General features: G+C 48.9%; 19 protein-coding genes. 11 read left to right on the top strand and 8 right to left on the bottom strand.

Annotated elements, in window-relative coordinates; genetic code table 11:
* Positions 1 to 225 precede the first annotated feature (225 nt).
* Together ahcY and metK are read right to left on the bottom strand one after the other, a co-directional pair.
* Positions 226 to 1,668, bottom strand: a complete 1,443-nt coding sequence (ahcY, locus tag Q366_RS19635) for an adenosylhomocysteinase (protein ID WP_035242597.1) — start codon at positions 1,666 to 1,668, stop codon at positions 226 to 228.
* A gap of 21 nt (positions 1,669 to 1,689) precedes the next feature.
* A complete protein-coding gene (metK, locus tag Q366_RS19630) occupies positions 1,690 to 2,862 on the bottom strand; it encodes a methionine adenosyltransferase (RefSeq protein ID WP_035242595.1) in 1,173 nt (390 codons plus the stop codon).
* 440 nt (positions 2,863 to 3,302) lie between these two features.
* Here metK and Q366_RS19625 point away from each other — a divergent pair, with 440 nt between their 5' ends.
* On the top strand, positions 3,303 to 4,277 hold the full coding sequence (locus Q366_RS19625) for an adenosine kinase (RefSeq protein WP_035242594.1): 975 nt from the start codon (positions 3,303 to 3,305) through the stop codon (positions 4,275 to 4,277).
* A 91-nt stretch (positions 4,278 to 4,368) separates the two neighbouring features.
* Here the strand turns inward: Q366_RS19625 and lon are convergent, their stop codons facing one another.
* Positions 4,369 to 6,768, bottom strand: a complete 2,400-nt coding sequence (lon, locus tag Q366_RS19620) for an endopeptidase La (protein ID WP_035242592.1) — start codon at positions 6,766 to 6,768, stop codon at positions 4,369 to 4,371.
* Between the two features lie 220 nt (positions 6,769 to 6,988).
* Here lon and Q366_RS19615 point away from each other — a divergent pair, with 220 nt between their 5' ends.
* Both Q366_RS19615 and Q366_RS19610 read left to right on the top strand, forming a co-directional pair.
* On the top strand, positions 6,989 to 7,396 hold the full coding sequence (locus Q366_RS19615; protein WP_035242590.1) for a metal-dependent transcriptional regulator: 408 nt from the start codon (positions 6,989 to 6,991) through the stop codon (positions 7,394 to 7,396).
* 164 nt (positions 7,397 to 7,560) lie between these two features.
* On the top strand, positions 7,561 to 8,268 hold the full coding sequence (locus tag Q366_RS19610; RefSeq protein WP_035242588.1) for a Bax inhibitor-1/YccA family protein: 708 nt from the start codon (positions 7,561 to 7,563) through the stop codon (positions 8,266 to 8,268).
* A 75-nt stretch (positions 8,269 to 8,343) separates the two neighbouring features.
* Here Q366_RS19610 and glmM read toward each other — a convergent pair whose 3' ends face one another.
* A complete protein-coding gene (gene glmM / locus Q366_RS19605) occupies positions 8,344 to 9,681 on the bottom strand; it encodes a phosphoglucosamine mutase (protein WP_035242587.1) in 1,338 nt (445 codons plus the stop codon).
* A 55-nt stretch (positions 9,682 to 9,736) separates the two neighbouring features.
* A complete protein-coding gene (locus tag Q366_RS19600) occupies positions 9,737 to 10,966 on the bottom strand; it encodes a protein GlmU (RefSeq protein WP_035242585.1) in 1,230 nt (409 codons plus the stop codon).
* A gap of 95 nt (positions 10,967 to 11,061) precedes the next feature.
* On the opposite strand from Q366_RS19600, the gene Q366_RS19595 reads away from it, so the two are divergent.
* The gene (locus Q366_RS19595) at positions 11,062 to 12,696 is read left to right on the top strand and encodes a hypothetical protein (RefSeq protein ID WP_035242584.1); all 1,635 of its coding nucleotides are present in this window, start codon (positions 11,062 to 11,064) and stop codon (positions 12,694 to 12,696) included.
* Positions 12,697 to 12,769: 73 nt separating this feature from the next.
* Here the strand turns inward: Q366_RS19595 and Q366_RS19590 are convergent, their stop codons facing one another.
* A complete protein-coding gene (locus Q366_RS19590) occupies positions 12,770 to 13,783 on the bottom strand; it encodes a 3-oxoacyl-ACP synthase III family protein (RefSeq protein WP_035242582.1) in 1,014 nt (337 codons plus the stop codon).
* A 301-nt stretch (positions 13,784 to 14,084) separates the two neighbouring features.
* Here Q366_RS19590 and Q366_RS19585 point away from each other — a divergent pair, with 301 nt between their 5' ends.
* Positions 14,085 to 14,465, top strand: coding sequence for a response regulator (locus Q366_RS19585; RefSeq protein WP_035242580.1), 381 nt, complete (start codon positions 14,085 to 14,087; stop codon positions 14,463 to 14,465).
* A 22-nt stretch (positions 14,466 to 14,487) separates the two neighbouring features.
* Positions 14,488 to 15,588 (top strand): sigma-54 interaction domain-containing protein, encoded by a 1,101-nt coding sequence (locus tag Q366_RS19580; RefSeq protein ID WP_035242578.1) that lies wholly within the window; start codon positions 14,488 to 14,490, stop codon positions 15,586 to 15,588.
* A 44-nt stretch (positions 15,589 to 15,632) separates the two neighbouring features.
* Here the strand turns inward: Q366_RS19580 and Q366_RS19575 are convergent, their stop codons facing one another.
* Positions 15,633 to 17,807, bottom strand: coding sequence for a CHASE2 domain-containing protein (locus Q366_RS19575; protein WP_051958183.1), 2,175 nt, complete (start codon positions 17,805 to 17,807; stop codon positions 15,633 to 15,635).
* A gap of 161 nt (positions 17,808 to 17,968) precedes the next feature.
* Between Q366_RS19575 and Q366_RS19570 the strand changes: the two genes are divergently transcribed.
* The 5 genes from Q366_RS19570 to Q366_RS19550 all read left to right on the top strand — a co-directional run bounded on the left by Q366_RS19570 (position 17,969) and on the right by Q366_RS19550 (position 25,200).
* Positions 17,969 to 19,303, top strand: a complete 1,335-nt coding sequence (locus tag Q366_RS19570; protein WP_035242574.1) for a TolC family protein — start codon at positions 17,969 to 17,971, stop codon at positions 19,301 to 19,303.
* 27 nt (positions 19,304 to 19,330) lie between these two features.
* Positions 19,331 to 21,001 (top strand): peptidase domain-containing ABC transporter, encoded by a 1,671-nt coding sequence (locus tag Q366_RS19565; protein ID WP_051958182.1) that lies wholly within the window; start codon positions 19,331 to 19,333, stop codon positions 20,999 to 21,001.
* Positions 21,001 to 22,278, top strand: coding sequence for an HlyD family type I secretion periplasmic adaptor subunit (locus Q366_RS19560; protein ID WP_035242572.1), 1,278 nt, complete (start codon positions 21,001 to 21,003; stop codon positions 22,276 to 22,278). Before Q366_RS19565 ends, Q366_RS19560 begins: the two co-directional genes overlap by 1 nt.
* A gap of 17 nt (positions 22,279 to 22,295) precedes the next feature.
* Complete coding sequence (locus Q366_RS19555) at positions 22,296 to 23,537, top strand: glycosyltransferase (RefSeq protein WP_035242570.1); 1,242 nt, start codon at positions 22,296 to 22,298, stop codon at positions 23,535 to 23,537.
* Positions 23,538 to 23,652: 115 nt separating this feature from the next.
* On the top strand, positions 23,653 to 25,200 hold the full coding sequence (locus tag Q366_RS19550; RefSeq protein ID WP_035242568.1) for an ATP-binding protein: 1,548 nt from the start codon (positions 23,653 to 23,655) through the stop codon (positions 25,198 to 25,200).
* A gap of 85 nt (positions 25,201 to 25,285) precedes the next feature.
* Here Q366_RS19550 and Q366_RS22250 read toward each other — a convergent pair.
* Positions 25,286 to 26,992 (bottom strand): Ig-like domain-containing protein (locus tag Q366_RS22250; RefSeq protein ID WP_035242566.1); only part of this gene is annotated, 1,707 nt, incomplete at its 5' end.

Here is a 26,992-nt window from a genome sequence, read left to right as displayed (position 1 = left end):
GCTTCTACCTTTTTTTATGCCCCCATGCCGGGCAAAAAGTTCAAATTTTTTGACATTCACATGTCATTACATTGACATTCTAAATATAACTTATTGATAATTTTATAAAATATAAGAATTCACTTTTCTGAACATCAGGTTCAACAGTCCGTATTCAGAATTTAGAATGCAAAAAGGCGGCCCCTTCGCAAAGGCCGCCTTTTTTACATGATTTGCGGGCAGGGATTAATACCGGTAATAATCCGGTTTGAACGGACCTTTGACAGACACACCAATATAATCAGCCTGTTCCTGGGTCAGTTCTGTCAGAGAAACGGACAGATTTTTCAGGTGCAGTCTTGCCACTTCTTCATCCAGTTCCTTGGGCAGGGTATATACTTTTTTCTCCAGGTCCTCCTGGGCCAGTTTGATCTGGGCCAGGGTCTGGTTGGAAAAGCTGTTGCTCATGACGAAACTGGGATGCCCTGTGGCACAGCCAAGGTTGACCAGACGCCCTTCGGCCAGGACAATGACCGAACGGCCCGAAGGCAGTATCCACTTGTCCACCTGGGGCTTGATCGTTATCTTCTGGGCGTCGGGATGGTTATCCAGAAAACTCATCTCAATCTCACTGTCAAAGTGCCCGATGTTGCAGATGATGGATTCATCTTTCATCTGTGCAATGTGGGCACCGGTAATGACATGATAGTTGCCCGTGGCCGTAACAAAAATATCGCCCCGGGTTACGGCCTGGTCCATGGTGACCACCTCGTAGCCCTCCATGGCGGCTTGGAGTGCGCAGATGGGATCAATCTCGGTAACCAGTACTATGGCGCCGTACCCTTTCATGGAAGCAGCACACCCTTTGCCCACATCCCCGTATCCGGCCACAACTACTGTTTTGCCTGCAAGCATCACGTCTGTGGCCCGTTTGATACCATCGGCCAGTGATTCCCGGCAGCCGTAAAGGTTGTCAAATTTGGATTTGGTCACTGAATCATTGACATTGATGGCCGGGAACAGCAGCTCACCGGCAGAGGCAAGGTGGTACAACCGGTGAACACCGGTTGTGGTCTCCTCGGAGACGCCGCGAATCTTTTTGGCAATATTTGTCCAGCGCTGGTTATCCTGATGATAACTGACCTGCAGCCGGTCCATGAGACAGCGCTCATCCAGGCTGTTGACTTTATTGTCAAAAATAGATGGATCAGCCTCAGCTTTAACCCCTTGGTGAACAAACAGAGTGGCATCGCCGCCGTCGTCCACGATCAGGTCCGGACCGGATCCGTCCGGCCAGGTAAGGGCCTGTTCCGTACACCACCAGAATTCTTCAAGGGTTTCGCCCTTCCATGCAAATACAGCAGCCGTGCCCTTGTCGGCGATCGCAGCGGCAGCATGGTCCTGGGTGGAAAAAATATTGCATGAGGCCCAGCGCAGGTCCGCACCCAGTTCATACAATGTATCAATAAGCATGGCCGTTTGAATGGTCATATGCAGGCTGCCGGTAATTTTCAGGCCCTTGAGCGGTTTCTGGGAACCGTATTTTTCCCGGATGGCCATAAGCCCGGGCATCTCTTTTTCAGACAGCTGCATGTCCTTGTGCCCGTCTTCGGCCAGACCTATGTCCTTGACCTTATAGGGTAAAGACAGGTCCAAATGTATACATTCGTTATCTTCCTTCTGACTCATAAAAACTCCTTTTACTTTAAATTATAACCCTGCAAGGGATCTGATCTGGTCGGCTTTAGTGGTTCTTTCCCAGTAAAAATCAGGGTCTTTGCGTCCAAAATGCCCGTAGGCAGATGTTTTTCTGTAAATGGGACGCAGCAGGTCCAGCTCTTTGATGATGCCTGCCGGCCGCAGGTCAAACACCTCTTTGATAATTTCACTGGCTTTTGATTCGGCAATTTTGCCTGTTCCCATGAAATCCACCATCATGGATACCGGTTCGGCCACGCCGATGGCATAGGCGATCTGTACTTCGCATTTGTCGGCAAGTCCTGCAGCCACCAGGTTCTTGGCCACATAACGGCCCATATAAGAGGCGGACCGGTCAACCTTGGAAGGATCTTTTCCGGAAAAACAACCGCCGCCGTGGCTGCCCTGGCCGCCATACGTGTCCACGATGATTTTACGTCCTGTCACACCACAGTCGCCCATGGGTCCGCCCACAACAAAACGGCCGGTGGGGTTGATGAAAAACCGGGTGTCACCATCCATCATCTCCCCGGGGATCACTTTTTTAATCACGTCCTTGATTATGGCCGACTTCAGATCATCATAGGAGACATCCGGTGAGTGCTGGGTAGAGACAACCACCGTGTCAACCCGTTTGGGTACGCCGTCCACATATTCGATGCTGACTTGTGATTTTCCGTCAGGGCGCAGAAAGTCAAGGGCCCCGTTCTTCCGGACCTGGGCCAACCGTTTGGTCAGTCTATGGGCATAAATGATGGGCATGGGCATCAGCTCTTCGGTCTCATTGGTGGCAAAACCGAACATCAGGCCCTGGTCGCCGGCACCCTGTTCCTTGTAAAGCCCGTCGCCCTCATTCACGCCCTGGGCAATGTCGGCGCTCTGCTGGTCAATACTGGTGATTACAGAACATGTCTGCCAGTCAAAGCCCATATTTGAAGAGTTGTAACCAATATCCTTAATGGTTTCCCTGACCACTGCGGGAATATCCACATAGCAGTCGGTTGTAATTTCGCCGGCCACCATGGCAAGACCTGTTGTCACCAGTGTCTCGCAGGCGACCCGGCATTTTTTGTCTTCGGCCATGATGGCATCGAGAATGCTGTCTGAGATGGCATCTGCCACCTTGTCAGGATGGCCTTCGGTCACTGACTCGGATGTAAACAGAAAAGATTTATTTTCTGACATGATATCTCCTTTTTTTATAAGAAACTAGAGACAAGATACAGGAAACAAGAGGGCGAAGCGCCTGGGGCGCCCATTTTAGCCCGCATTGTTGGTGTCTTTAGTTTCATGCTTCGTTGTGTCCGCTAGGACATGGGGGTTATATAAAATTTCAGATTCATCAAACCAATGCGAAAAAATTAAAAACTTTTATATTAATGGCACTTATCGCCATCATTGTCAATGATCTATAAAAATATATCAAGATATCTTTATATTTGCATAAATATTATAAAATACCTTGACAATGGAGCCGGACTTTTTGATGATAATCACCATTTTTAAAACAACACTTATTCATAGTGCCTGAACGGAAACCCGTGTTTGGACGAAAATTTGCCCCAGATGCAGGGCGCAGCAGATGGGTGACTTTTCGTCCGGACACTTAAAACTGGAGATATATTATGCCTTCCAATACCATCACCGGAGTCGGCTCTGCTTTGGTGGACGTTCTTATCAACGAGACCGATGAATTCTTACAAAACCTGAACAAAGAAAAAGGCGGAATGACCTATGTGACGGCAGATGAACAGCAGGCCATCATATCAGCCTCGTCCCGGACACCGGTGATTGTACCCGGTGGGGCCGCCTGCAACACCATCCTGGGTGTGGGCAACCTTGGCGGTGCAGCCAGGTTCATCGGGGCCCGGGGAAAAGACGAATACGGGGATATTTTTGAAGACAAAGTCCGGGCCTGCCGGGTGGAACCTGTGCTCAGCTACTTTGACACCCCCACAGGCAAGGTGTTGTCCATTGTCACACCGGACGCCCAGCGTTCCATGTTCACGGATCTTGGTGCGTCAAGCCTGCTGGATCCTGCCATCGTTACCCCTCAGATGTTTTCAGACACGGCCATAGCCCTTGTGGAAGGCTATTTGCTGTTTAACCGGGACCTGATGATGGCCGCGGTCAAAGCGGCTAAAGCGGCCGGGGCTTTGGTGGCCCTGGATCTGGCAAGCTTTGAAGTGGTCAATGCATCCAAAGATATCCTGGCAGACCTGGTCAAGGAATATGTGGATATCCTCATTGCCAACGAGGACGAGGCAAGGGCCTATACCGGGGAATCATCAGATGAAATTGCCGCCCTTGAAAAGCTGTCTGTCAATGTTGAATATGCGATTTTAAAAGTGGGAAGCCGGGGCAGCTATATCCGGCATGATAATGCCGTCACCCGCATTGCGCCGGTAAAAGGAAATGCGCCGGTGGACACCACCGGTGCAGGAGATCTGTGGGCAGCCGGCTTTTTATACGGCATTGCCAACGGCCTTTCCATTGAAAAAAGCGGCCAGTTAGGATCCATGTGCGGATACGAGGTGTGCCAGATCATGGGCGCCCATATCCCGGGCCCTGTGTGGGAAAAAATCAGGGCAACGGTATAAGGGCCGCAGAAAAAAATAAGAGTGCCGCCCCGAATCTGCTGAAGTATTCCGGGACGGCGCTCTTTTTCAGTCAGGGCCATGGAAACACGGTTTACTCAAAAACGATCTTATATACCTCTTTGTATTTTTTCACAAAATGAAACTCAATGCCCTCCTTGATATATTCGGGCAGATTTTTAAAATCACTGGTACACCCCTGGGGCAGGATGATCTCTTTGATGCCCACCCGCCGGGCCGCAATAATTTTCTCCTTAATACCGCCCACGGGCAGAACATCACCGGTCAGTGTAATCTCGCCGGTCATGGCTAAAAGTCTTTTGATCTGCCGGCCAGACGCCAGGGACACAATGGCCGTGGCAATGGTGATACCTGCACTGGGTCCGTCCTTGGGCGTGGCCCCTTCGGGCACATGGATATGAATAAAAGCCTCGTCAAAATAGCCATCACTGATACCGTAGCTCTTTGATGAGGATCGCACATGGGAAAGCGCAATGGATGCGGATTCCTGCATCACATCCCCAAGCTTTCCGGTCAGCTGGAACCCGGAATTTTTTTCATGCACCTTCACCGCCTCAATGGACAACGTGGCACCGCCCATGGCGGTCCAGGCCAGGCCTGTCACAATGCCCGTCCCTGTCATCTGCTTTTCAGGGGTGAACATAGGCGGCCCCAGCAGTTCTTCCAGGGACTTGATGTTGATCTGTATCTTCTCTTTTTTCTCCTTTAAAATCCTGACAATGCTTTTGCGGATGATCTTGTTCAAAAGCTTTTCAAGGTTACGGACCCCGGCTTCCCGGGCATAGCCTTCAATGAGATGCCGGATGGTGGGATCGGTGATGGTAATGGTGGCGGCATTGAGCTTATTTCGTTTCAAAAGCCTGGGCCACAGATGCTTTCTTGCGATCTCCATCTTTTCGGAGGTGATATACCCGCTTAAATTAATACGGTCCATACGGTCCAGCAAAGGACCCGGGATGGTGTCCAGGGTATTGGCCGTGCAGATGAACAGCACCTTGGACAGATCAATGCGAAGATCCAGGTAATGATCCAAAAACTCTGAATTCTGCTCGGGATCCAGCACTTCCAGCAATGCCGAAGCAGGATCCCCCTGGTAGGATGCGCCTATCTTGTCAACCTCATCAAGCATGATCACAGGGTTGGCCACGGCCGTGTCTTTCAACGCCTGGACCAGTTTGCCGGGCAAAGCCCCCACATAGGTGCGCCGGTGCCCCTTGATCTCGGCCTCGTCACGCATTCCCCCTAGGGAAAACCGATAAAACTTTCGGCCCAAAGCTTCGGCAATGGACTTGCCAATGGAGGTTTTTCCCACACCGGGCGGTCCCACAAACAAAATGATGGACCCTGAAATATCCTTTTTATACACGCCTGCGGCAAAGAATTCGATGATCCGCTCCTTGACATCGGAGAGCCCGGCATGATCCCGGTCAAGGACCTTTTCGGCCCGCGCTATATCAATCTTGTCTTTGGAATACACACCCCAGGGAAAAGAGGTGACCCAGTCCAGATAGTTACGGGTCACCCCGTATTCCGAAGACCCGGTTTCAAGTACGGACAGCTTTTCAATTTCCTCGTCAAAGCGTTTGACCACATGCTCGGGCGGGTGAAGGTCTGCAAACCGTTCCTTGAACTTATCCACATCAGACGTTTTGTCGTCCTTTTGAATGCCAAGCTCTTTCTGGATGGCTTTAAGCTGCTCTTTGAGAAAAAACTTACGTTTATTGTCATCCACCTGGATGTTGATGTCCTTCTGGATTTTTGTCTGCAGCTTGGCGATCTCAATCTCCTTTTGCAGAAGCATCATCACCTTTTTCATCCGGTCCAGAATGGATTCGGTTTCAAGGATATCCTGCAGATCATCCCCGGAAGCCGTGGTAATGCCTGCCGCAAAATCAGTCAGGGGCGAAGGCTGGTCCGGTGAAAAACGGTTCAGGTACTGTTTGAGTTCTTCGGAATACAAAGGATTCAGGGACAAAAGCTGCTTGATGCTTGAAATAATGGAAATGGCATAGGCCTTGACCTTATCCTCATCGTCCTTGGATTCGGGAAAATATTCCACTTCCGCCACAAAGGGCGGCTTGTCAGACAAAAACTTTTTAATTTTAAACCGTTCCAGGCCCTGGGCAATGAACTGCAGATTATCCTGCACTTCCTGGATATTGAGCATGCGCACAACACATCCGATCTTGGGAAAATCTTCTTTATATACGTATTTCCCCTTGACTTCACTGAAATAAGAAAGGCCTAAAAGACCCTGGTTTTCCTTGGCTGATTTGGCCAGTGTCTCTTCCCAGCGCTTTTTGCTGACAAACAAAGGCTGAACCTGTGCCGGCAGGTGGGGACGTCCGGTAATGGGAACAAGATACAAAATTTTAGGCCGGGTGGTCTGAGCAACCAGCCCGCCTTTGTTTTTATTTTCTTCTTCCTCTTCTGTTACAATCTCAGGCGTAATGGGTCTGGGATCATCGCTCATAGGGTTACCTCTATCATTAAAAGTTATTGTTTACTGGTAAAGGTTGCAACAACATGTTCTAATACTATAACCAGATTTTACGGTCTGACAACACTTTAGACTTAACTTGCAAAATGTAATACAATGCCTAATATTTTTTAAAACTTTCAAAAAATATATTGATAAACTTATCAAGACGCTCCATTATAAGATATGCTAAATTTCAACCGGAGGAAAATGAATGACAAAATTAATTGACCTGTCCGAAAGCCTGGAAGACTATCTTGAAACCATACTTGAACTTCAGACCACCAATACGGTTGCCAGGTCAAAGGATATCGCCGAACGGCTCGACATCAAGCGCGGTTCCGTCACCGGGATGCTCAAAAAACTGGCTGCCCAGGAACTGATCAATTATGAGCCCTACGGCTATGTAACCTTAACCCCCAAAGGTGAAAAAATAGCCAAAGAGATAGAAAAACGCCATATTATGTTAAGGGATTTTCTGATCCGCTTTATCGGCGTGGAAGAACAAAAGGCTGACGAAACAGCATGCCGCATGGAACATGCCATGGACACATCCACCTTTAAAAAATTCCAGGCCTTCATTCAAACCATGGACGATTGCCCCCACCGGGAAGGCATTTAAATCACCTGACCGTCTACTAAAAACAGGGTCCATTCACGGACCAGCACATGCAGGGCCGGTACAAAATTCCAGGGTGACTGTATTGAAATATGCCCTGCCCGTGTTATATTATTGTAAAATATCAGATCACGCAACCGGACTAACCTGAAAAAAAAGGAGACGCAATGAATACAAATCTTTCCTATCAACAATCCGGGGTCATGACCCGGGTCAATACATTTATCAGAAGCACATACAACTGGATGGCCATCGGTCTTGCCGCCACCGGTTTGACCTCATATGCTGTATCTGAAAGCCCTGCCGTGATGCAGGCCGTATACGGCAACCCCATCATGCCATGGGTATTGTTCATCGGTCTTATTGTCATGTGCGGATTTATCAGTGCACGGATTCAAAGGATGCAGGCCAGCACGGCCACAGGGCTTTATGTGGGCCTGACTGTCCTTTACGGCATATGCATTGCCCCAATATTTATGGTTTATACCCGGGCATCCATTGCCTCCACCTTTTTTATTTGCGCTGCGACATTCGGTGCCGCAAGCGTTTACGGCATGATAACGAAAAAAGACCTTACCGGTATGGGCCAGTTTCTGATGATGGGCCTGATCGGTATAATTATTGCCATGATTGTCAATGTATTCCTGCACAGCTCAGCCATGCAGACCATTATTTCCATGGTTGCGGTTATCCTGTTCACAGGTCTTACCGCCTATGATACCCAGAAACTGAAATCCATGGCAGTTACCCTGCCCGCGAATGCAACGGGTGCCATGGTCCGCAAAGGCGCGATTCTTGGTGCCTTAAGCCTTTACCTTGATTTTATGGGTTTGTTTGTTCATCTGCTCAGCCTGCTTGGCGTAGCAAGGGATTAATCGGGCGTTTTTTTTTAACAAAAACCCCCCGGAACAAAATTTTGTTCCGGTTTTGTTCCGGGGGGGTTTAATTTTTTATAAGCTTTTTCTTATGGCCTGGCAGATCTTCTCACAGCATTGCCGGGTCAGACTCTCTTCGGACCCTTCAACCATCACCCTGAGCAGCGGTTGGGTACCGGAATACCGCACAAGCACCCTGCCCTGACGGCCAAGCTGCGATTCAACTTCTTTAATTGCATTTGCAACCATGGGCATTTTTGTAAAATCAGGCCTGGATGCGTCCACGTCAACATTGATCAGGACCTGGGGATAAACGGTCATGACTTTGGCAAGTTGGGATAAGGGCATATGGGTTTCCAGCAATACCTCTATAAGCTTTAGTGCCGATAATACACCGTCGCCTGTGGTATGTTCATCCAGAAAAATCATATGGCCTGAATCTTCTCCGCCGATAACTGCACCGGTTTCTTTCATACGCGCCAGAACTTTTCTGTCCCCTACCCCGGTTATTTCGTGCTTAATCCCCAATTGCGCCATGGCATTGCCAAATCCCACATTGCTCATGACCGTACTGACAACAATGTTATTGCCAAGCTTTCCAGTCTGTTTGGCAAATTTGGACAAAATAGCCAGCAAGGTATCTCCTGTTATCTGCTGACCGGTTTCATCCACGGCAATCAAACGGTCGGCATCACCGTCAAAGGCAAGGCCTGCGTCTGCGTCAACTTGTTTGACATGATCGCTTAAATCTTTTGTATGCTGGGAACCGCAATCTTTGTTTATATTTGTTCCGCTTGGCTGGTTATGGATAAAACTGACATCAAACATGTCAGGCGTGAATATTGCGGGCGCACAAAAACTGGCCGCGCCATTGGCCGTATCAATCACCAGTTTAAGTTTTCTTCCCTTTTTTTGAAAATTAAATTTCTTAAGCAGAAACTGTGCGTATCTGGTCTGGGCGTCATTTGCAGATGCAATGGTTCCAATTTTTTCAGGCAGGTCAATGGGTGGCCCAAGGATAATTTTCTCAAGATCAGCTTCCTGGTCATCGGACAGTTTCATGCCGCCTTTTTGAAAGATTTTTATGCCATTATCATAATAGGGATTATGGGAGGCGGAAATCATAATGCCGGCCCCGCAGGATTCAATGGCGCGGCTCAGATACGCCACCCCGGGGGTGGGAATAACACCGGCTGTCAATACATCAACACCGGCACAGGCAATCCCCGCAGCAAGCGCCGATTCAAGCATCTGGCCTGAAATCCTGGTATCCCTGCCTATGACCACGCATTGGTTTGAAGACTTTTGGGTTAAAATGCCCAGGGCCTGGCCTGTTTTCATGGCCAGGTCACATGTCATGGGATAGGTGTTTGCCCTGCCCCGTATACCGTCTGTTCCAAATAACTGTCCCATTGAAAATGATTATCCTGCTTTTTTGATTCTTTATTAAAAGAATACTCTTTTTAAATCATACGTCCAACCCAAACGCACCAACAATCCGGTCTTCAATATCTTTAAGCCATGTTGACCCCATGATCGAAATCGACTCGTCAAGGCCCTGAATAATACCCACGTACTCTTTTTTGTTGTGAATACTTTGAATGTCAATATGTTGTATAAATTTTTCCCCGTCCGGCCCAGGGGTTTTGAGATCATTATCCGCCTGATCAAATATCTGTGATGCCTGGGACAGTTTTTCCAGAACCGTATCATGGACGTCAACAGCCTGACTGCCCTGCCCTTTTCCCCTCTGGAGCAACATCATCTTTGACGCTTCAAGTTTATTTCCAAATGCGTTCAGCCGTTTTATCCGCTCCTGAATACAGATCTCAATATTTTCCTGCAACCCTGAAACCAGTGCCCGGGACATCCAGTCCCAGGTAAAAAGCGTACGAATGAAACGATACCAGGCTTTTAAGGCGTACAGCCCTGAAATATAAAAAACATTTTCACTTAAAATCCTGTCAGGCCGGGTGTAGATCCCGGGACGCCATTGAATGGAAGCGCTTCTCATTGTCCCACCCATGACCAAACGGTTGCACCGCAGTTCGCTGTTCCGGATAATGGATCCTGCGGCACTGACACATCCAAAGGCGATCCTGACCGGCCCCACAAGTCCACCCTGGCCCCCAAGGAACACAGGCCGCTGGTTGAGCATCACACCCTGGTGGACATTACCCATCATGGAGGCCGTTGCCTTGTCCTGGTTCGGCGTGTAATTAAAATGAATAAAGGACGATCCCACCTCGGAATGATCCTTGCGGCTGGTGCCGCCAGCCATAAAACAATCGCAGAAATTGATCAGACTGCCAAGGGTGACAAAGGGAAAAAGAATGGTCTGCTTAAGTCCCACGGTGTGGGCGGCATTGGCCTGTTCTTCAAGAATGCAGCCCTTTCGCACATGCCCGCCCGAACCAAAAACATTGCCCCCCATGAACACGGTATCCTGAAAATATCCGCCGTTCAGCTTTGTACCTGGACCCATAAGACAGTTTTCAATTGTCACCGGCGTTTCGTAACCAAGAACGGTGTTCGGCATGATCAGGGTTTGTGCTCCCAACAGTTTGGTGCCGGAAAAAAGCGTTACCCCATCCGGGGATATGCGCTCAATATCAACGTCATCACCGATAAACACGGTGGATGGATTTGGGATGTTTACCCCTTTTTTTAACAGGATCTCAATTTTTTTTATATTCATGGTTCAAATTTTATTCTATAAATACAAACCAAGCAAGTAAATCCATCACATCGTCCCCAAAATCATGGACACCTCAATTGCAAGGAGAAATAAATATGAGCTCGGCTGGTTTACTTTATCCGGATGACCCTTCCATAAAAAAACTTCATAAAAAACTAACAAAAACGGCCCAACATCTTGGCGCGCCAGATCACCATCTGCGGCAGCTTTTAGGCCGGCCCGGACGGTTTTCCGATTTCAGTCTTGGCATTGACGGCTTTTTTATGGATTTTTCACGTCAGCGGCTTGATGAAAAGGCTTTATCTTTGCTGCGTGAATCTCAAACGTTGTCCAATGCACTTAAAAAATTTAGTAAAATGACCCAAGGCAAAATCGTAAACCCCACCGAAAACCGTGCAGCACTGCATACTGCGGCCCGGGGCACAGGCCCGTCACCTCTGTTATTCAAGGAGATGGACGTTAAAGCGCAGATGCAACAAGTCAATGAGAAAATAGAACAATTTAGCGCATCAGTCCATGAAGGCAAAATCTGCTCGGCGTGCGGAAAACCCTTTACCCAGGCTGTTGTTATTGGTATTGGCGGATCATATCTTGGGTGTGAATTTGTCTACCAGGCCCTGGCCGGGGCTGACAAAAAAATGGATCTTTTATTTCTGCCCAACGTGGATATTGACAATTTTGCCCGGATCATTGAATCCATTGATAAAGAGACCACCCTCTGGATCGTGATTTCAAAATCCTATACCACCACCGAAACCATGGCCAATCTCAACCAGGTCAGCACATGGCTAAAAGACCAGGGGATTGCCCCTGAAGATCACATGGTCACCATCACGGCAAAGGGAAGTCCCGGAGACGATTCCGATACACCAGTGCTCGCTTCCTTTCACATGTTTGATTTCATCGGTGGCAGGTATTCGGTATCCTCGGCTGTGGGGGGGCTGCCATTAAGTATAGCTCTGGGGTATGATGTTTTCAAACGCTTTCTGGACGGCTGCAGGATAATGGATGACCATGTTCTGGAAACCCCTGCAGAAAAAAACATCGCCTTAACCGCGGCCCTTATTTCCATCTGGAACTCCCTGTATATGGGATATCCGGCCCAGGCCATTATTCCCTATGCATCAAGGTTGGCACGCCTGAGCCCCCATGTCCAGCAGCTTTATATGGAAAGCCTTGGCAAATCGGTTTCCCCCAAAGGGCAGCCGTTGACCCAGCCGGCCGGCACCATTATCTTCGGGGAACCCGGCACCAATGCCCAGCACTCATTTTTTCAGCTGGCCCACCAGGGAAAGGCCTTTCCCATTGATTTCATCGGCGTAAAAACGCCGGGATATACCGGGCTTCAGGCAATGTCCAAAGGGGTGACCAACCACCAGGAACTGTGGGCCAATCTTTTGGCCCAGGCCGGCGCACTTGCCCTTGGCCGCAGCTGCGATGACCCGGCCAGAAATTTTGACGGCAACCGGCCCTCAACAATAATTACCATTGATAATTTGGAACCCGAAAGTGTGGGTATGCTGCTCTCTTTTTACGAGGCCAGAACTGTTCTGGAAGGATTCATTCTCGGCGTAAACCCCTTTGACCAGTTTGGTGTGGAGTTAGGCAAGCTCATGGCCGGGGATATCCGAAAGGAAATGGCCGCAAGAAATCTTGATCCGTCATATACGTTTGCATGTGCATCAAAAACGGATAATTTTTACCTGGATCTATTGTTTCAAAAAAGCTGATATTTTATTTTAAAAGGCCTGAAAATACATCCTGTTCCAGGGAAACAAAACATCCCCGGAACAGAATAAAAAATCAGGGGAATTTATAAAGGGAGGCACCCCAGGTCAGACCGGCACCAAGGCCGACAAAGAGCACAACATCTTCGGATTTGCCAATGCGGCCTGTTTCAATGGCTTCATGAAGTGCCAAAGGAATGCTGGCAGCAGTGGTATTGCCGTATTTTTCAATATTATGGAAAATTTTATCTTCGGGCAGCTTGAGAAACTGGCCAAAGGCCTGGTTAATACGTTTATTGGCCTGGTGGGGCACCACAAGATCAATATCAGACAATTCCATTCCTGCTTTTTCCAGCACTTCCATGGTCACCTTGGGCAGCATGCGTACTGCTTTTTTAAATATGGCAGGACCGTCCATGACCGGAAAATATCGGGGGTCATCAATGGGAACACCATCGGGCAGGCGTTTGAAAAGGTTGGAAGCAGGCAGTTCTGTTTTTAAGGCCTCTGCAAAATGTCCGTCTGCATGCAATGCCGAGGCAATCAGACCCACATTTTCATCCGTGTCAACGGCTTCAATGCACAGGGCGGCTGCCCCATCACCGAAAATAACCGTCACATCCCTGCCCCGTGTGGTTTTGTCAAGGCCTGTGGAATGCACTTCCGCACCCACCAGAAGAACCTTTGAAGCAAGTCCGGATTTGATATAGGAATCTGCTGTGGCAAATCCGTACAAAAATCCAGTGCATTGCTGGCGAATGTCCAGGGCTGGTGTGGCATCAAGCTCAAGATTTCGCGCCAGAAGACACCCGCCTCCCGGGAACATGATATCCGGACTTAGGGTGGCAAAAATGATAAAATCCAGATCATTGGGGTGCCAACCCGCTTTGTCCAGTGCCATTCGGGCTGCCTGGGTGCCCAGATCCGATGCACCGCAGACATCGTCTTCGGTGACCCAGTGACGCTGGTGGATGCCGGTGCGCTGGCGGATCCATTCATCGGAAGTGTCCATAAATTCGGTCAGGTCCTGATTGGTGACAATATGGGGGGGAACAAAGAAGCCGGATCCCCTGATAATTGATTTTTTCATTGAATTTCCTTGTTGCTATATAAATTCAGTCTAACAATTGCATGCAAAACAGCAGAAATGTTCTGCCTGATACCTGAAATCTGATACCTGACATTTTATCAGGCAAACATGCAGACACAAATTTATAATATGAATTTTGTTTTTAGGCAAGACAGTTAAAACCGTCCATTTTTCTGTTTCCTGTTTTGTTTAATGAACTGGATATTATTTTTCACACCCATATTTTTTTCCCTTGCATATACCAGGAAAATTGAGATATGGACGTAAAGCATTATTTATTTTCATTGACAAAGAGGCTGATATGGCAAATCCAGCTCGACTTCTGATCGTGGACGATAACGAAGATATTCTGTCTACTTTTTATGAATTTTTCAACTCCTTTGGGTATGAGGTTAAGACAGCGGTGGACGGATTTGCTGCTTTAAAAATTCTGAGGGATAAACCCAATTATTTCCTTTGCCTGATCACAGACCTTGTTATGCCTAACATCACTGGTGTGGGCCTGATTTCCATTGTGAAAAATGAATTCCCTGATATTAAAACCATTGCCATGACCGGGTATGGGGATCACCCCGGGGCACTTGCTTCTGAAGCCCGGGCTGATATCGTTATTTTTAAACCTGTTGACCTGTTTAAAATTGAACGCAAAGTTGCCGAACTTATTGGCCGTACAGAAGATTAGAAAAAAGAGAGCGTTATAAGATATGATTTCACCCACCCCGCTGATAGGCGTCTCCATCCCTATGCTGAAGATCAAGGAACTGATCAACCATGTGGCCAAAACCTGTCTTAACATCCTGATTACAGGAGAAACCGGTGTTGGAAAAGAAGTGGTTGCCCATAGTCTGTATGCTGAATCGGATCGGTCTGAAAATAATTTTGTAAAAATAAATTGTGCTGCCCTGCCTGAAACCCTTCTGGAATCAGAACTTTACGGCTATGAAAAAGGCGCTTTTACCGGGGCGCACAAAAAACGCTACGGAAAATTTTTAACTGCAGACAAGGGCGTTCTTTTCCTTGACGAAATCGGGGATATGCCCCTTGCCCTTCAGTCCAAAATGCTCCATGTGCTCCAAAGCGGGGAGTTCTCTCCCCTGGGATCTGACCAGGATTTTAAAACAGATGTATGGATAATTGCGGCAACCAACCAGTGCCTTGAAAAAAACATAAAAAACAAAACCTTTAGAGAAGATCTTTTTTACCGGCTTAATATTATTAAAATAGATATTCCGCCCCTTCGCAAACGTCCCGAGGATATCCCGGCCCTGGTTGAATATTACTTTAAAAAATACTTGTCAAAATACCCTCAAACCCAGGCACAAAGGCCTGACAGCCAGACCATGGCCCGCCTTTGCAGTTATCACTGGCCCGGGAATGTGCGCCAGTTGCAAAACTGCATAAAAAAACAGATGGTGCTCAATTCCTGGGATAAAATTTTTGAAGAGTTGCCTGACAACGCATCCCCCTCTGAAACATCATCTTCAGAAGATCTATTCCAGGCGCAATTAGCCGGTTCTGCCATGCATTCGCCTGCTTTTCCCTTTGATAATGAACCTGGAAACCAGCGGATGAGAATCATTTCAGAATTTATAGACCTGTCCACAAGTTCTGAGAAACTGTTTGAGGATATTTCTTTGAAAAAAATAAAGAAACTGGCCTCGGATAAAGTGGAAAAGGAAGTGATCACTTTTGTGCTTGAAAAAGTGGGGTGGAACCGATCCAAAGCCGCAAAAATTTTAAAAGTATCCTATAAAACCCTGTTATATAAAATGAGCGAATTCAATGTGAATCCGCCTATCAGTTAGACAATGTAAACAACGGGTTATTCATAAGGCCGCTTCTCCGTCAATTATTTAGTCGTGTGAGTAAAAACGCCGTCCCATCCGTCTTCCGGGGGATTTTTCAGGAAGATCGTGCACCGGTCCCGGTAGATGGCGTGGATCTTGCGATGGGGATACTGTAAGACCAAGGCGTTAAATAGCTCTTCTGCATCTAAAAACCGCTGGTTTTTGTAAAGGGAAAGGGCTTTTTCGTATGCATCAATCTCAGTTTTGAGATGCGCCTCGTTCTTTTTTCCCGGAAGAAACACCGTGCAGATGCCGACGGGTTTGATTTTTCCCTTGACCCGGACCTGATCCAGTTCCTGGAACAGCCAGGTGGCAGGCAGATGACCGGTCATGGACTGGCTGACGATGAGGCGGACGCCGTAATACTTGGTTAGTCCCTCTAACCGGGAGGCGAGGTTGACGTTGTCGCCGATAAGGGTGTAGTCAAACAAGTCAGCCGTTCCCATGTTTCCCACCCGGCAGCGGCCCGAATGAATGCCAATACCGATATCAATCTGTATCCCGAATTTTTCTTTGAATTTTTTGTTCAGCGCTTCCAGAGAATTCAGCATTTCAAACCCGGCCCTTACTGCCTTTTCCTGGTGGTTTTTCACGTCCAGGGGTGCATTCCAGAAACACATGACTGCATCACCGATGAACTTATCCAGGGTCCCCTGGTGTTTTATGATGCTTTTTGTCATCGGTGTAAAATAGTCGTTAAGGAGCATGGTGACCTGGGTAGACGTCAGGCTTTCGGACATGGTGCTGAAATTTCTGATATCGGCAAACATGATACTCATCTCTTTTTCCTCTCCTTCCAGGCTCATCTTCTCCGGAGACTCAATGATTTGATCCACCACAGCTTTAGATACATATTTGCTGAATGCCGTACGGTAGAATTTCTTTTTCTTTTCCGAAAACCAGAATTTAAAAAAGTTGAGTACACTGAAGTTGGCCATCAGCACGAGCATGGGAAAAAAAGGAGACACCCAGGTCTGCTGTTCTTTGAGAGACCAGATGCCGCCGTACCAAACCACGCCACCAAGGACCAGCGCCACCGGCAGGGTGAGCCGGGCATCTGCCCAGCCAATACAGAGGGTGGAAATCAGTCCCCAGGCAAGGATCAGAATTAATTCCAGCCCGGGAGCCCAGTCCGGCCGATGGATAAAATCCTGATTAAGGATATTGTCCACGATCGTTGCGTTGACCTCCACACCGGGAAAGTTATCATCCAGGGGAGAGACCCGTATATCCATGAGGCCTGCGGCGGAAGAGCCGACAAATACGACTTTTCCCTGCAGCGTCCCTGGGTTAAACTCGTCTTCCAGTATCCGGGCGGCCGGAACAAAGGGGTAAGTAAAGCCGGGGCCCTTGTAATTGATCAGCATGGCACCGTTTCTAGACAGGGGGACAATAGTGTCCCCGATCTTCATGGATTCAATGCCGCTGGAGGTCATTTTAACGATGGGATTCGGGATCTGTCCCTTCAGCGCCGCCAGCAGGGTGGCCAGGGACAGGTGGGGATAGATACGCCCTTTAAAATCAATCATCAGCGGAACGCTTCGCAGAACGCCGTCACTATCTGTTTCGGCATTCATGTATCCGGCACCGAAGGCCTTGTCGAGTAAAATGGGAAGCGGTGGGATCACCTTTTGAGCTGAAACCAGATAATCCCAGGGTCCTCCGGTGCCCGGGCCGCTGACCAGGGAGACCTTGAGTGCAGGAAGCGTTGAAGAATCCCGCTGCCGCATGTCTCCTTTCTGGAAATAAAAAAAGTATCCCAGGACAAAAGGCCCTGTCCCCAGTACGTCGGCAAACAGTTGATCATTATCCATCAATTTCGGGGGCAGACCGGTAAATCCCATATTTAATTGAAGATCCTGTTTCAAATTTTTTTGCAGGACACTGGGGGATGTTGCGTCAGGTTCGCCGAACAAGATATCACATCCAATGACCAGGGCCCCGGCCGCCTGGATCTTTTTGAGCAGCAGTGCCACCCGGTACCGGGGCCAGGGCCACTGACCAAACCGCTGGATGCTGTATTCGTCAATGTCAACTATGGTCACACGGCTGTCGCTCAGGTTTTTATGGGTCTGGGAGATAAACACATCATAAAGTTTATTCTCAAGAAGCTGGAAATAAGCAGGTTTTATTACGTATAAACAACAAAAGGTCAAAGTAAGCACCAGACCAGCCAAGGCAACCTTCCATTGGACTTGTTGAATTTTTTTTATGATTCGTATCATACAGGCATTTTATCTTGACAAATCAAATCAATTAGTGATTATCATAGTCGTTCTCTACAATTTATTGCAATGAGAAATTAACATAGATTCCTAAAATGTCATACAGAGGAAACATGGCGATAAAAATAATAAATACCTTTCTGGCGATATTTTTAATGATCTGCTTTTCAACCACCACGTCCGGAAAAACCACCGACTCTGGTGAGACACTCCCGGTTTTTACCACGGATATCCATGGACTGCTCACATCACTTCTGGATACCCACAAGGAGATTGAAAGCTTTTCACACCGGCTTAAAAGCGCCCGGGCCTTAGTGCGCCAAAGCCAAGGTCTTTATTATCCACGCCTGGATCTTCACGGGGATGCGGGTCTGGAAAAGATCCAAAAAGAGACCAGCATAGACACAGAAGAAGAGCGGTACGCTATCACGCTCAGGGGTACCCAGCTGGTCACCGATTTCGGCAGAACCACCAACATCATTGCCAGGGAACGGGTTCTTCTGGCCCAGGCAAAGGCGAAATTGGACGCCATCCGCCAGCAGACGCTTCGGGACGGTATTATTGCCTATATCAACATCGTCAAGGCCAGGGACCGGCTGTACATAGCTGAAAAATCCGAAATCAGGATCAAGGAATTGACCGGCATTGAAAAAGCCCTGGTTGAAAAAGGGGCCGGCTTGACATCCGATGTGCTCCAGGCCAAATCCCAGCTTGCCGGTGCCATGGCCCGGCAGGTGGCGGCAAAAGGTGATCTGGAAATCGCCAGGAACCGGTTCCACTCGGTTTTTGCCTACTACCCCTCACTGGATGACATCGTCGTCTTTCAAGCCGTTCCTTTTCCCGATGCGTTCATGCCCAAGGCCCTGGAAAACGCAGTGGCCGAAGCGCTGATAACCAACCCTGAATTAAAAATAACCACCTTTGAGGTAGATTCCTCCCGAAAGAAGATTCTCATTTCAAAATCCGCCAACTTTCCCACCATCAATCTCTTTGCAGAAGCCAGAAACGCCAAAGATGACGACGGGCTTTCGGGGTACCGTGAGGATTACGGTGCCGGAGTTGAACTTTCCTGCAACCTGTTCAACGGTGGCAGCGACCAGGCCGCAATCCAGGCGGCCCTTCAGAACAACGCCGCCGCATCCACTCACCTGGCCCATGCCAGACAACTGGTCACAGAACAAGTGCGGAACAGCTGGGAACAGCTGACCACCCAGACCCGGCGCAGCGAACTCCTTGAGCAGCAGGCCGCTATCCTGAAAACTTTTTTAGAGTTGGCAAAAAAGGAACGGAAGATGGGAAACCGTTCTCTTTTAGATGTTCTAAACGGTGAAGTCAACTATCTCAATGCCCAGGGTAATGCTGTCGCCGCCAGGGAAGACACCAAAATAGCAGCTTACAATCTCATGCTCGCCATGGGAAAAATCGAACTGGACATTTTTGCCCGGTAAAAAAACACCAGGCTCCCTTTTCCGGCCATGAAAGAAATCTTTAGACGCTTGTCTGCAAATCCGGTGCTGGCCGCAGAGATCCTGGCTGCCACCTTCTTTTCAAGCCTGTTGACCCTGGCCATGCCCCTGTATGTGATCCAGATTCTCAGCCGCTATGTTACTTACGGTTTCCACGGCACCCTGATCACCCTGACCATGGGCGTACTGATTGCCGTACTGCTTCAGTTCTGTTTCCGGGTAATCCGGACCCAAATGGCCACCGTCGTCAACCAGGGTCCCAACGATGACCTGTCCCAGGATGTACTGACTATCATCAGCCGGGCCAAAGCGGAGCCGTTGTCCCAACTTGCTAAACCCAGAATTCAGGAAATACTGGCCCAGGTCCAGACCATCCAGCAGACCTATGACGCCCAGACCCTCAATGCCGTTCTAGATGTCCCCTTTTCTCTGATTTTCGTGTCCGTAATTTATTTGATGAGTCCTTTGCTGGCCGGCATTTCGCTGCTGGGCATCGTCCTGGCACTTTTTATAGGCTGGCTCACCAACATCAACGCCCTGAAAACCTCGGATCAGCTCATGGGCGCCCTGGTAGACCACCGGGAGTTGAACCTGTCAGCGGTAAACGGGATGGAAACTGTACGGGCGTTTTCCGCAGCCCCTTTTTTGCACAAAAAATGGAACGATCAACTTCCCCGGATCAGCCGGCTGCGGAACAGGCTGGCCAATTACAAGGAACTGGCACAGACCCTGAGCGTTATCTGGAACACCCTGACCAGTGTTCTGGTTTATGCCGTGGGCGCTGTACTGGTGGTTCGGGGCGAGTTGACAGTCAGCGCGTTAATCGGTGTTAATATCCTTTCCGGACGGGCATTTCAGAATTCAACCCGGATTATCCAGATCAACCACGCACTGGGCAAGGCCCGACAGGCCTTGAAAGCCCTGGAAATATTGAAGCAAATACCCCTGGAACCCACCAGAGGAACAGCCCTGGATTCATTTACGGGCCGACTTCAATTCAAGGACCTGGGCTTTACTTATCCCCGGAGCATTAATCCGGTATTCGAATCTCTGAACCTCCATCTGGAACCGGGAAAAGTTCTGGCTGTTCACGGAGAGAACTCAAGCGGCAAAACCACCCTTGCCAAACTTCTTGCCGGCCTTTTGGAACCCAGGCGGGGCAGCATTCTTGCCGATGGCGTCAATCTCCTTCAGATCGCACCGTCCTGGTGGCGAAAACAAATCATGTACATGCCCCAGGAACCGGTCTTCATCCAGGGAACCTTACGGGAAAACATTTTGCTGCTCAATCCGGACCTGCCCGATGACCAGCTCAACGATATCCTGAAAAGAACTGATCTCAGGCCCTTCCTGGACAAGACCCCCAAAGGACTGGAAACCCCTGTCACTGATAATGAAAAAATTTTTCCCCCGGGTATCCGGCAACGGATATCCCTGGCCCGGGCCATGGCTTCCAAAGGCAGTCTGGCGATCCTGGACGAACCAACAGATACCATGGACCAGAAAGGGATTCAGGCTGTGTACGCTGCCATGAACGCCCTGGCAAAATCGGGAAAAACCATTATTGTATTCTCCAACGATCCCAATATTCTCAAAGGCGCTTCCCTGCTGCTTAACTTGAACCGCAAACCTGTTCCCGAACTGAGCTGTGCCATGCCGGCAGCAAAACCAGGGGTGTGATGAATCAGGAGACGCGCATCAGGCGAAGCACCCATCTTTTCCTTTTGCTGTTGATCCTTATGTGCCTATCGTTTTTTTACTGGGCCTTTTGGTTCAAACTTGACATTGTTTCCATGGCTGACGGAGAAGTGGTGCCCAGCGGGAAAATCAAGCAGGTGCAGCATCTGGAAGGCGGCATTATCCGGGAAATCAAGGTCCGGGAAGGCGATGGGGTATCGGCGGGACAGGCGTTGATGATATTGGAACAGATCCGCAGCGATGCCAGCCTTGAAGAGATGGCCATGCGTATTGATTCGCTGACTGTGGACATCTTTCGCCTCAAGGCCCAGATTCAAAATGATGATCAGATTCCGTTCCCCGACGAAATCCGACAGCAGCTGCCCCAACTGGTAACCGAGGCCAACGCCCTTTTCAACGCCCACAAAAACAGTATCCAAAGCACCGTCAACAAGCTGAAAACGGTGATTCGTCAGCGGGAACAGCACATCAGGACCATTCAGTCCCAGTTGAAAAACAAGCTGGACCGGCTTCCCCTTCTGGAAGAAGAGGAGGCTCTCAGTGAAGACCTGCTCAAGGACAATCTCACCACCCGGATCAAACATATCGAAGTGATGCGCCGGAAGAAAGAGATCGAAGGCAGCATTCTCAATGACCGGTCTTCCTTGAAAGAAGCCTGGCATGCCCTGAAAGAGACCCAGGAAAAGCTCAATGAAACCATCCACCAGATTCGGGAAGAAAACACCGAAGAACTCAAACAGGCCCAGCAGGATCTCAAAGAATTTTCGGTCCGGGTCAAAAAATTTCAGGACACCCTGGAAAGAACTGTCATCAGATCCCCCATCAATGGCGTACTGAAAAAATTGTACAAGGTGACCCGGGGCGGTGTGGTAAAGCCGGGCGACACCCTGGCCGATATCGTCCCGTCCGAGGGGCGCCTGATCATCGAAGCCCATCTGGATATTGCCGATATCGGCTACATCAGGCGGGGCCAGAAGGTTCTTCTCCAGCTTCCCAGCAAAGATGCCAGAAAATTCCAGAAGCTGAAAGGGGAGGTTATGATCATCAGTCCGGATACTTTCACGGATCAGACGGGTAGAACCTTTTACAACGTTCTTATCGAATCGGAACAAAACTTTTTTCAGGCTGACGATCAAACTTACAAACTTTACCCGGGCATGATTCTGATGACGTATATCCACATCGGAAAACGTACCGTGCTGGAATATCTCCTGGACCCTTACATCAACACCCTCAGTTTTTCTCTCCAAGAAAAGTAACTACCAGGAACAATAACATGCGAATTGTTTTTATCCATCCCAACTTTCCGGCTCAGTTCCGTCATCTGGCGGGATACCTGGGAAGAAATCCGGAAAACGATGTGCGGTTTATTACGGCTGATTCCCGCCCGGAATGGGAAATTCCCGGCGTTAAAAAAATTGTGTACCAGACACTGGCGTTAAAGGATCCCCTTACCATCCCCGTAATAAAACAGTGTGCGGCAAACCAGCAGCAGGCCGAAGCAGTGGCCGGGGTATTGATTGCACTCAGCCGGCAGCAGTTTGTTCCCGATCTCATTGTCGGCGCATCGGGATGGGGCGCGACTGCTTACGTAAAAGATGTATTTCCCAAAACACCTTTTCTCGGATATTTTGAGTGGTATTACCATGGCGGGAGCCCCAATGTGGGATTTGCGGAAAAGCAGCCGCCAGTGCTCAAAGAGCGCATGGTTCTCAGAAACAGAAGTCTTTCGATTCTGTCTGACCTGACAGCCTGCGACCACGGCATTTGTCCGACCCAGTGGCAGAAAGCCCAGTTTCCTGAAATCTTCCATTCAAAACTGAGCGTCTGCCATGAAGGAATCAATACCGCTTTTTTCAAGCCGGATCATAGAAAAAAGCTGGCATTACCCGGACTGGATCTGTCCGGCGCCAAAGAGCTGGTTACCTATACGGCAAGGGGATTCGAGCCATACCGGGGCTTTCCCGGCTTTATCCAGTCCATCCCTTTTCTGCTTGAGAAACGGCCGGATGCCCATGTGGTGCTGGTGGGGGAAGACCGGGTCTGCTACGGCCGGGAACTGGCCAATGGACAGGGTTACAAGGAATTCATGACCCAAAAAGTGGACCTGGATCCCGCAAGGGTCCACTTTCTGGCTCCTTTGCCCTATGGTCTCTATTTGAATGTGCTGCAGGCTTCCACGGTCCACGTTTATCTAACGGTTCCTTTTGTGCTTTCCTGGTCCATGCTGGAGGCCATGGCCTGCGGATGTCTGGTTGCAGCATCTGATACTCCGCCTGTCCGGGAGGTTGTCCAGGATGGGGCAAACGGCGTTCTGGTGGATTTTTTCTCACCCCGGAAAATTGCCCAAAAAGTGGCAGCCTGCCTGGAATATCCCTCTTTTATGGCCCCCATCCGGCAGAAAGCCCGGCAGACAATTCTGGACAGGTTTGATTTGAACCGGATGCTGAAACGGCAGATGGGAATCCTGGCACAGATGATATCCCAGCAGCCTGGAGAACCCCGGCGGTTTGGATAGCGCTCCGGATATGGAAATTCCGATACTTTAAAATAAATTGACATCCATTTTGTTCTATATATACTTGTGGCATACAATTTGTTCCCATACTTTGAAATGGCGATTGAGGTGCCCCTTGCAGAAACGCAAAAAACTTCCCATTGGTATTCAGACCTTTGCCAATCTCATTGAGGAAGGCTATTTATATGTAGATAAAACGCCTTTTATTAGTCTGCTGGCCGGACAGGGCAAGTATTATTTTTTGTCTCGTCCCCGGCGGTTCGGCAAAAGCCTGTTTCTGAGTACTCTGAAATCTGCCTTTGAGGGTCAAAGGCAGTTATTTCAAGGCCTTTTTTTGTATGATAATTGGAACTGGAATCAGAGCAACCCAGTGGTGCACATCAGTTTTGGGGCCGGTGTGGCCAGAAGTGTGGAAGAACTTCACGAAACCTGTGATGAAATTTTGTATGACCACAGCCGGACTTTTGGCATTGAATACCACAAAACAAGCCGTAAGGGGCGCTTTTCCGAACTGATCCAGACGCTTTATGAAAACAGCGGCCGCCGGGTGGTGGTGTTGGTGGATGAATATGACAAACCGATTCTGGACAGCATTGAAGACACAGCGCTTGCCATTGCCATTCGTGAGGAACTCAAAAACTTCTATTCCGTGATCAAGGATGCAGACCCCTATATTGAGTTCGTACTCATCACAGGGGTATCCAAATTCAGCAAGGTTTCCCTGTTCAGCGGGCTGAACAATCTCAAGGATATTTCCCTGGACAAGCGTTTTTCTGATATTTGCGGTTATACCCAGGAAGAATTGGAGGCCGTGTTTTCCTGCTGGCTGGACGATAACGTGGATCTGGTTAGGGTTAAGACCTGGTACAACGGTTACAACTGGCTGGGCCGGGAGGTTTACAATCCCTTTGATATTCTGCTCTATCTGGATACTAGGGAATTTAGAAATTTCTGGTTTGAAACCGCTACACCGACATTTTTGATCCGTCTGATGCAGGAAAAACAATATTATATACCTAAATTACATGACCTGAAGGCCAGCGAAAAAATCCTGGGCAGCTTTGATGTGGATCGGCTGGAAATCGAAACGCTTTTATTTCAAACCGGTTATTTGACCATAAAAGCAACACAGCACATGGGCGGCATGCGCCAGTTTCAGCTTGGCTACCCCAACCAGGAGGTCCGGCAGAGCCTGAACGACTATATTCTCTCCTTTCTCACCGATACTACCGTTGCTCAGGAAGATAACAAGTTCGCACTGTATAAAGCGTTGGCTGATAATGACTTTCATGCGTTAAAACAGACCCTGCAGGCGTTTTTTTCCTCCATTCCCCATGACTGGTACCGAAAGAATCAGCTGGCCAATTACGAGGGCTATTACGCCTCCATCGTGTACTGCTATTTTGCCGCACTGGGAATAGATATACGTGTGGAAGATGCGACCAATCACGGACGCATTGACATGACAGTTAAACTTGGCACAAATATTTACATTTTCGAATTCAAGGTGGTGGAACTTATCCCTGATGGCCACGCGTTGCAGCAGATCAAGGAAAAAGGTTATGCCGACAAGTATCGCACCCAAGGGGGGGCTATTCATCTGATAGGCGTAACGTTTTCAAGCAAAAAGCGCAATATAATAGCTTTTGAGCTGGAATCATAGCAACGGCAGATGGGAATCCTGGCACAAATGGTATCCCAGCAGCCTGGAGAACCCCGGCGTTTTGGATAGCGCCGCAGATCAAAAATCACACCAACTCAATGTTATCCGAGGTCATGTCGTTGAGTTCAGACAGTGAGGTATCGGTGAGTTCGGCAACAAGGGTGAGTTCGAGTTCATTCACGGCACCGTCCCCATTGATATCCCCGTCATAGTAGTAGACCCGCGCGTCACTGTCACCGTAATTGGTGCCGGAGCCGTTGTTCAAAATAATATAGGTTCCGTCATTGGTGCCGTCTCCGGCAGATGCATCAATGACGCCATTGTGGGATTCGCCGTCTCCGTTGAGAACGTCAAGGAGATTGGACCAGTCTGAGGAGGCCTGGTCGCCTCCCACCACCACGACATTGTATTCTGTCGGATTCACTGCAGCAGCCCCTGACTGGTACAACATGTCCTTGCTGCCACTGGAAGACCATCCCAACTCATCCTCGTAAAACTGAAGCACGTCTCGAATAAGGTATCCTCCCTCATTGTTAGCCACCTCAAAATAGTTGATCGTATCTGTGGATTCAGCGTCCGTGAACCCGAAAATATCCTCACCGTACAATCCACCTTCAAGGGTGTCTGCACCGCCTGCTCCGATGAGAGTTGTGCCGTCGCCGGTTCCGTAAAAGGTGTCGGCATACTGGGATCCGGTAACAATCTCAAAGTAGTAGACCGCATCAATAAAAAGCGGTGTACCGGGCTCTTCTCCGTTAATACCAGTCACCTGATTTTCCCAGAGGTCAACGGTCACACCGTCAAAAGACTCCTCCACTGAAAGGTATTCGTAGGTCAGATGATCTGTACCGCCATGGGTTCCTTCCGGATCATCTCCTTTGAGATAATCGTCCCCGTAGCTTCCCCAAATGACGTTTGTATTGCTGTCTCCCCAGATGGTATCGTTGTACACGGTGCCTTCCACCTGTTCGATGCCGGTCACGATGGCGGTAAACAGCACGTTGTTGTAGAAATCATCCCCCTCCAGGTAGCCGTTCTCCATCTCATACACGATACCGTTGAAATTATGTCCGTTGTCAACCAGCAAGTTGTAGGTGAGCAGATCCGAATCCCCAGTACCGCCATTAATGCTGTCATTGCCGAAACTTCCGTATATGGTATCGTTTCCGTCCCCTGCATCCAGGATGTCGTCGCCGTCTCCGCCATCCAGGGAATCGGAACCATTGCCGCCGACCAGATAATCCGCCCCATCTTCGCCGTAAAGTGCATCGTTCCCGTTGAGGCTTGAATCATCCAAAGCGTCTCCGTACAGGGTATCGTTTCCGTCACCGCCATAAATGGTATCATTTTCGCCCAGCCCGTAAATCGTATCATCAGAACTGAGTCCGATCAAATTCTCGGCAATATCTTCAATTGGGATCTTCACCGATCCGGTATCGTATCCCCCGTTCCCATCCGAAACTTCGAAATCAAAAAAATCAACTCCGGTAAAATCGTTATTCGGGTTGTAATAAAACGTTCCGTCATTATTGTATTCCAAGGTACCGCCGGAGGGCTCGGTGATGACCGTAAACGTTAATGTATCCCCATCTGGATCAGTTGCATTCATCTGTCCCCCTAAGCTGGTATGCTCATTGGTTGATTCTCTGGTATCTTCGGCCACAGGAGGGGAATTGGCAATGACTACCACCGTGGCCGTGTCTGTTCCCCCGTTTCCGTCGCTCACCGTGTAGGTAAAGGTGTCTGTGCCGGTAAAATCATTGCCAGGGGTGTATACAATATCATCGCCGTT

This window comes from Desulfobacter vibrioformis DSM 8776 (assembly GCF_000745975.1).
In the GTDB taxonomy this organism is placed as follows: domain Bacteria; phylum Desulfobacterota; class Desulfobacteria; order Desulfobacterales; family Desulfobacteraceae; genus Desulfobacter; species Desulfobacter vibrioformis.
Note: the sequence above shows the minus strand (reverse complement) of the source record. Positions and strands in the feature narration are given on the sequence as shown.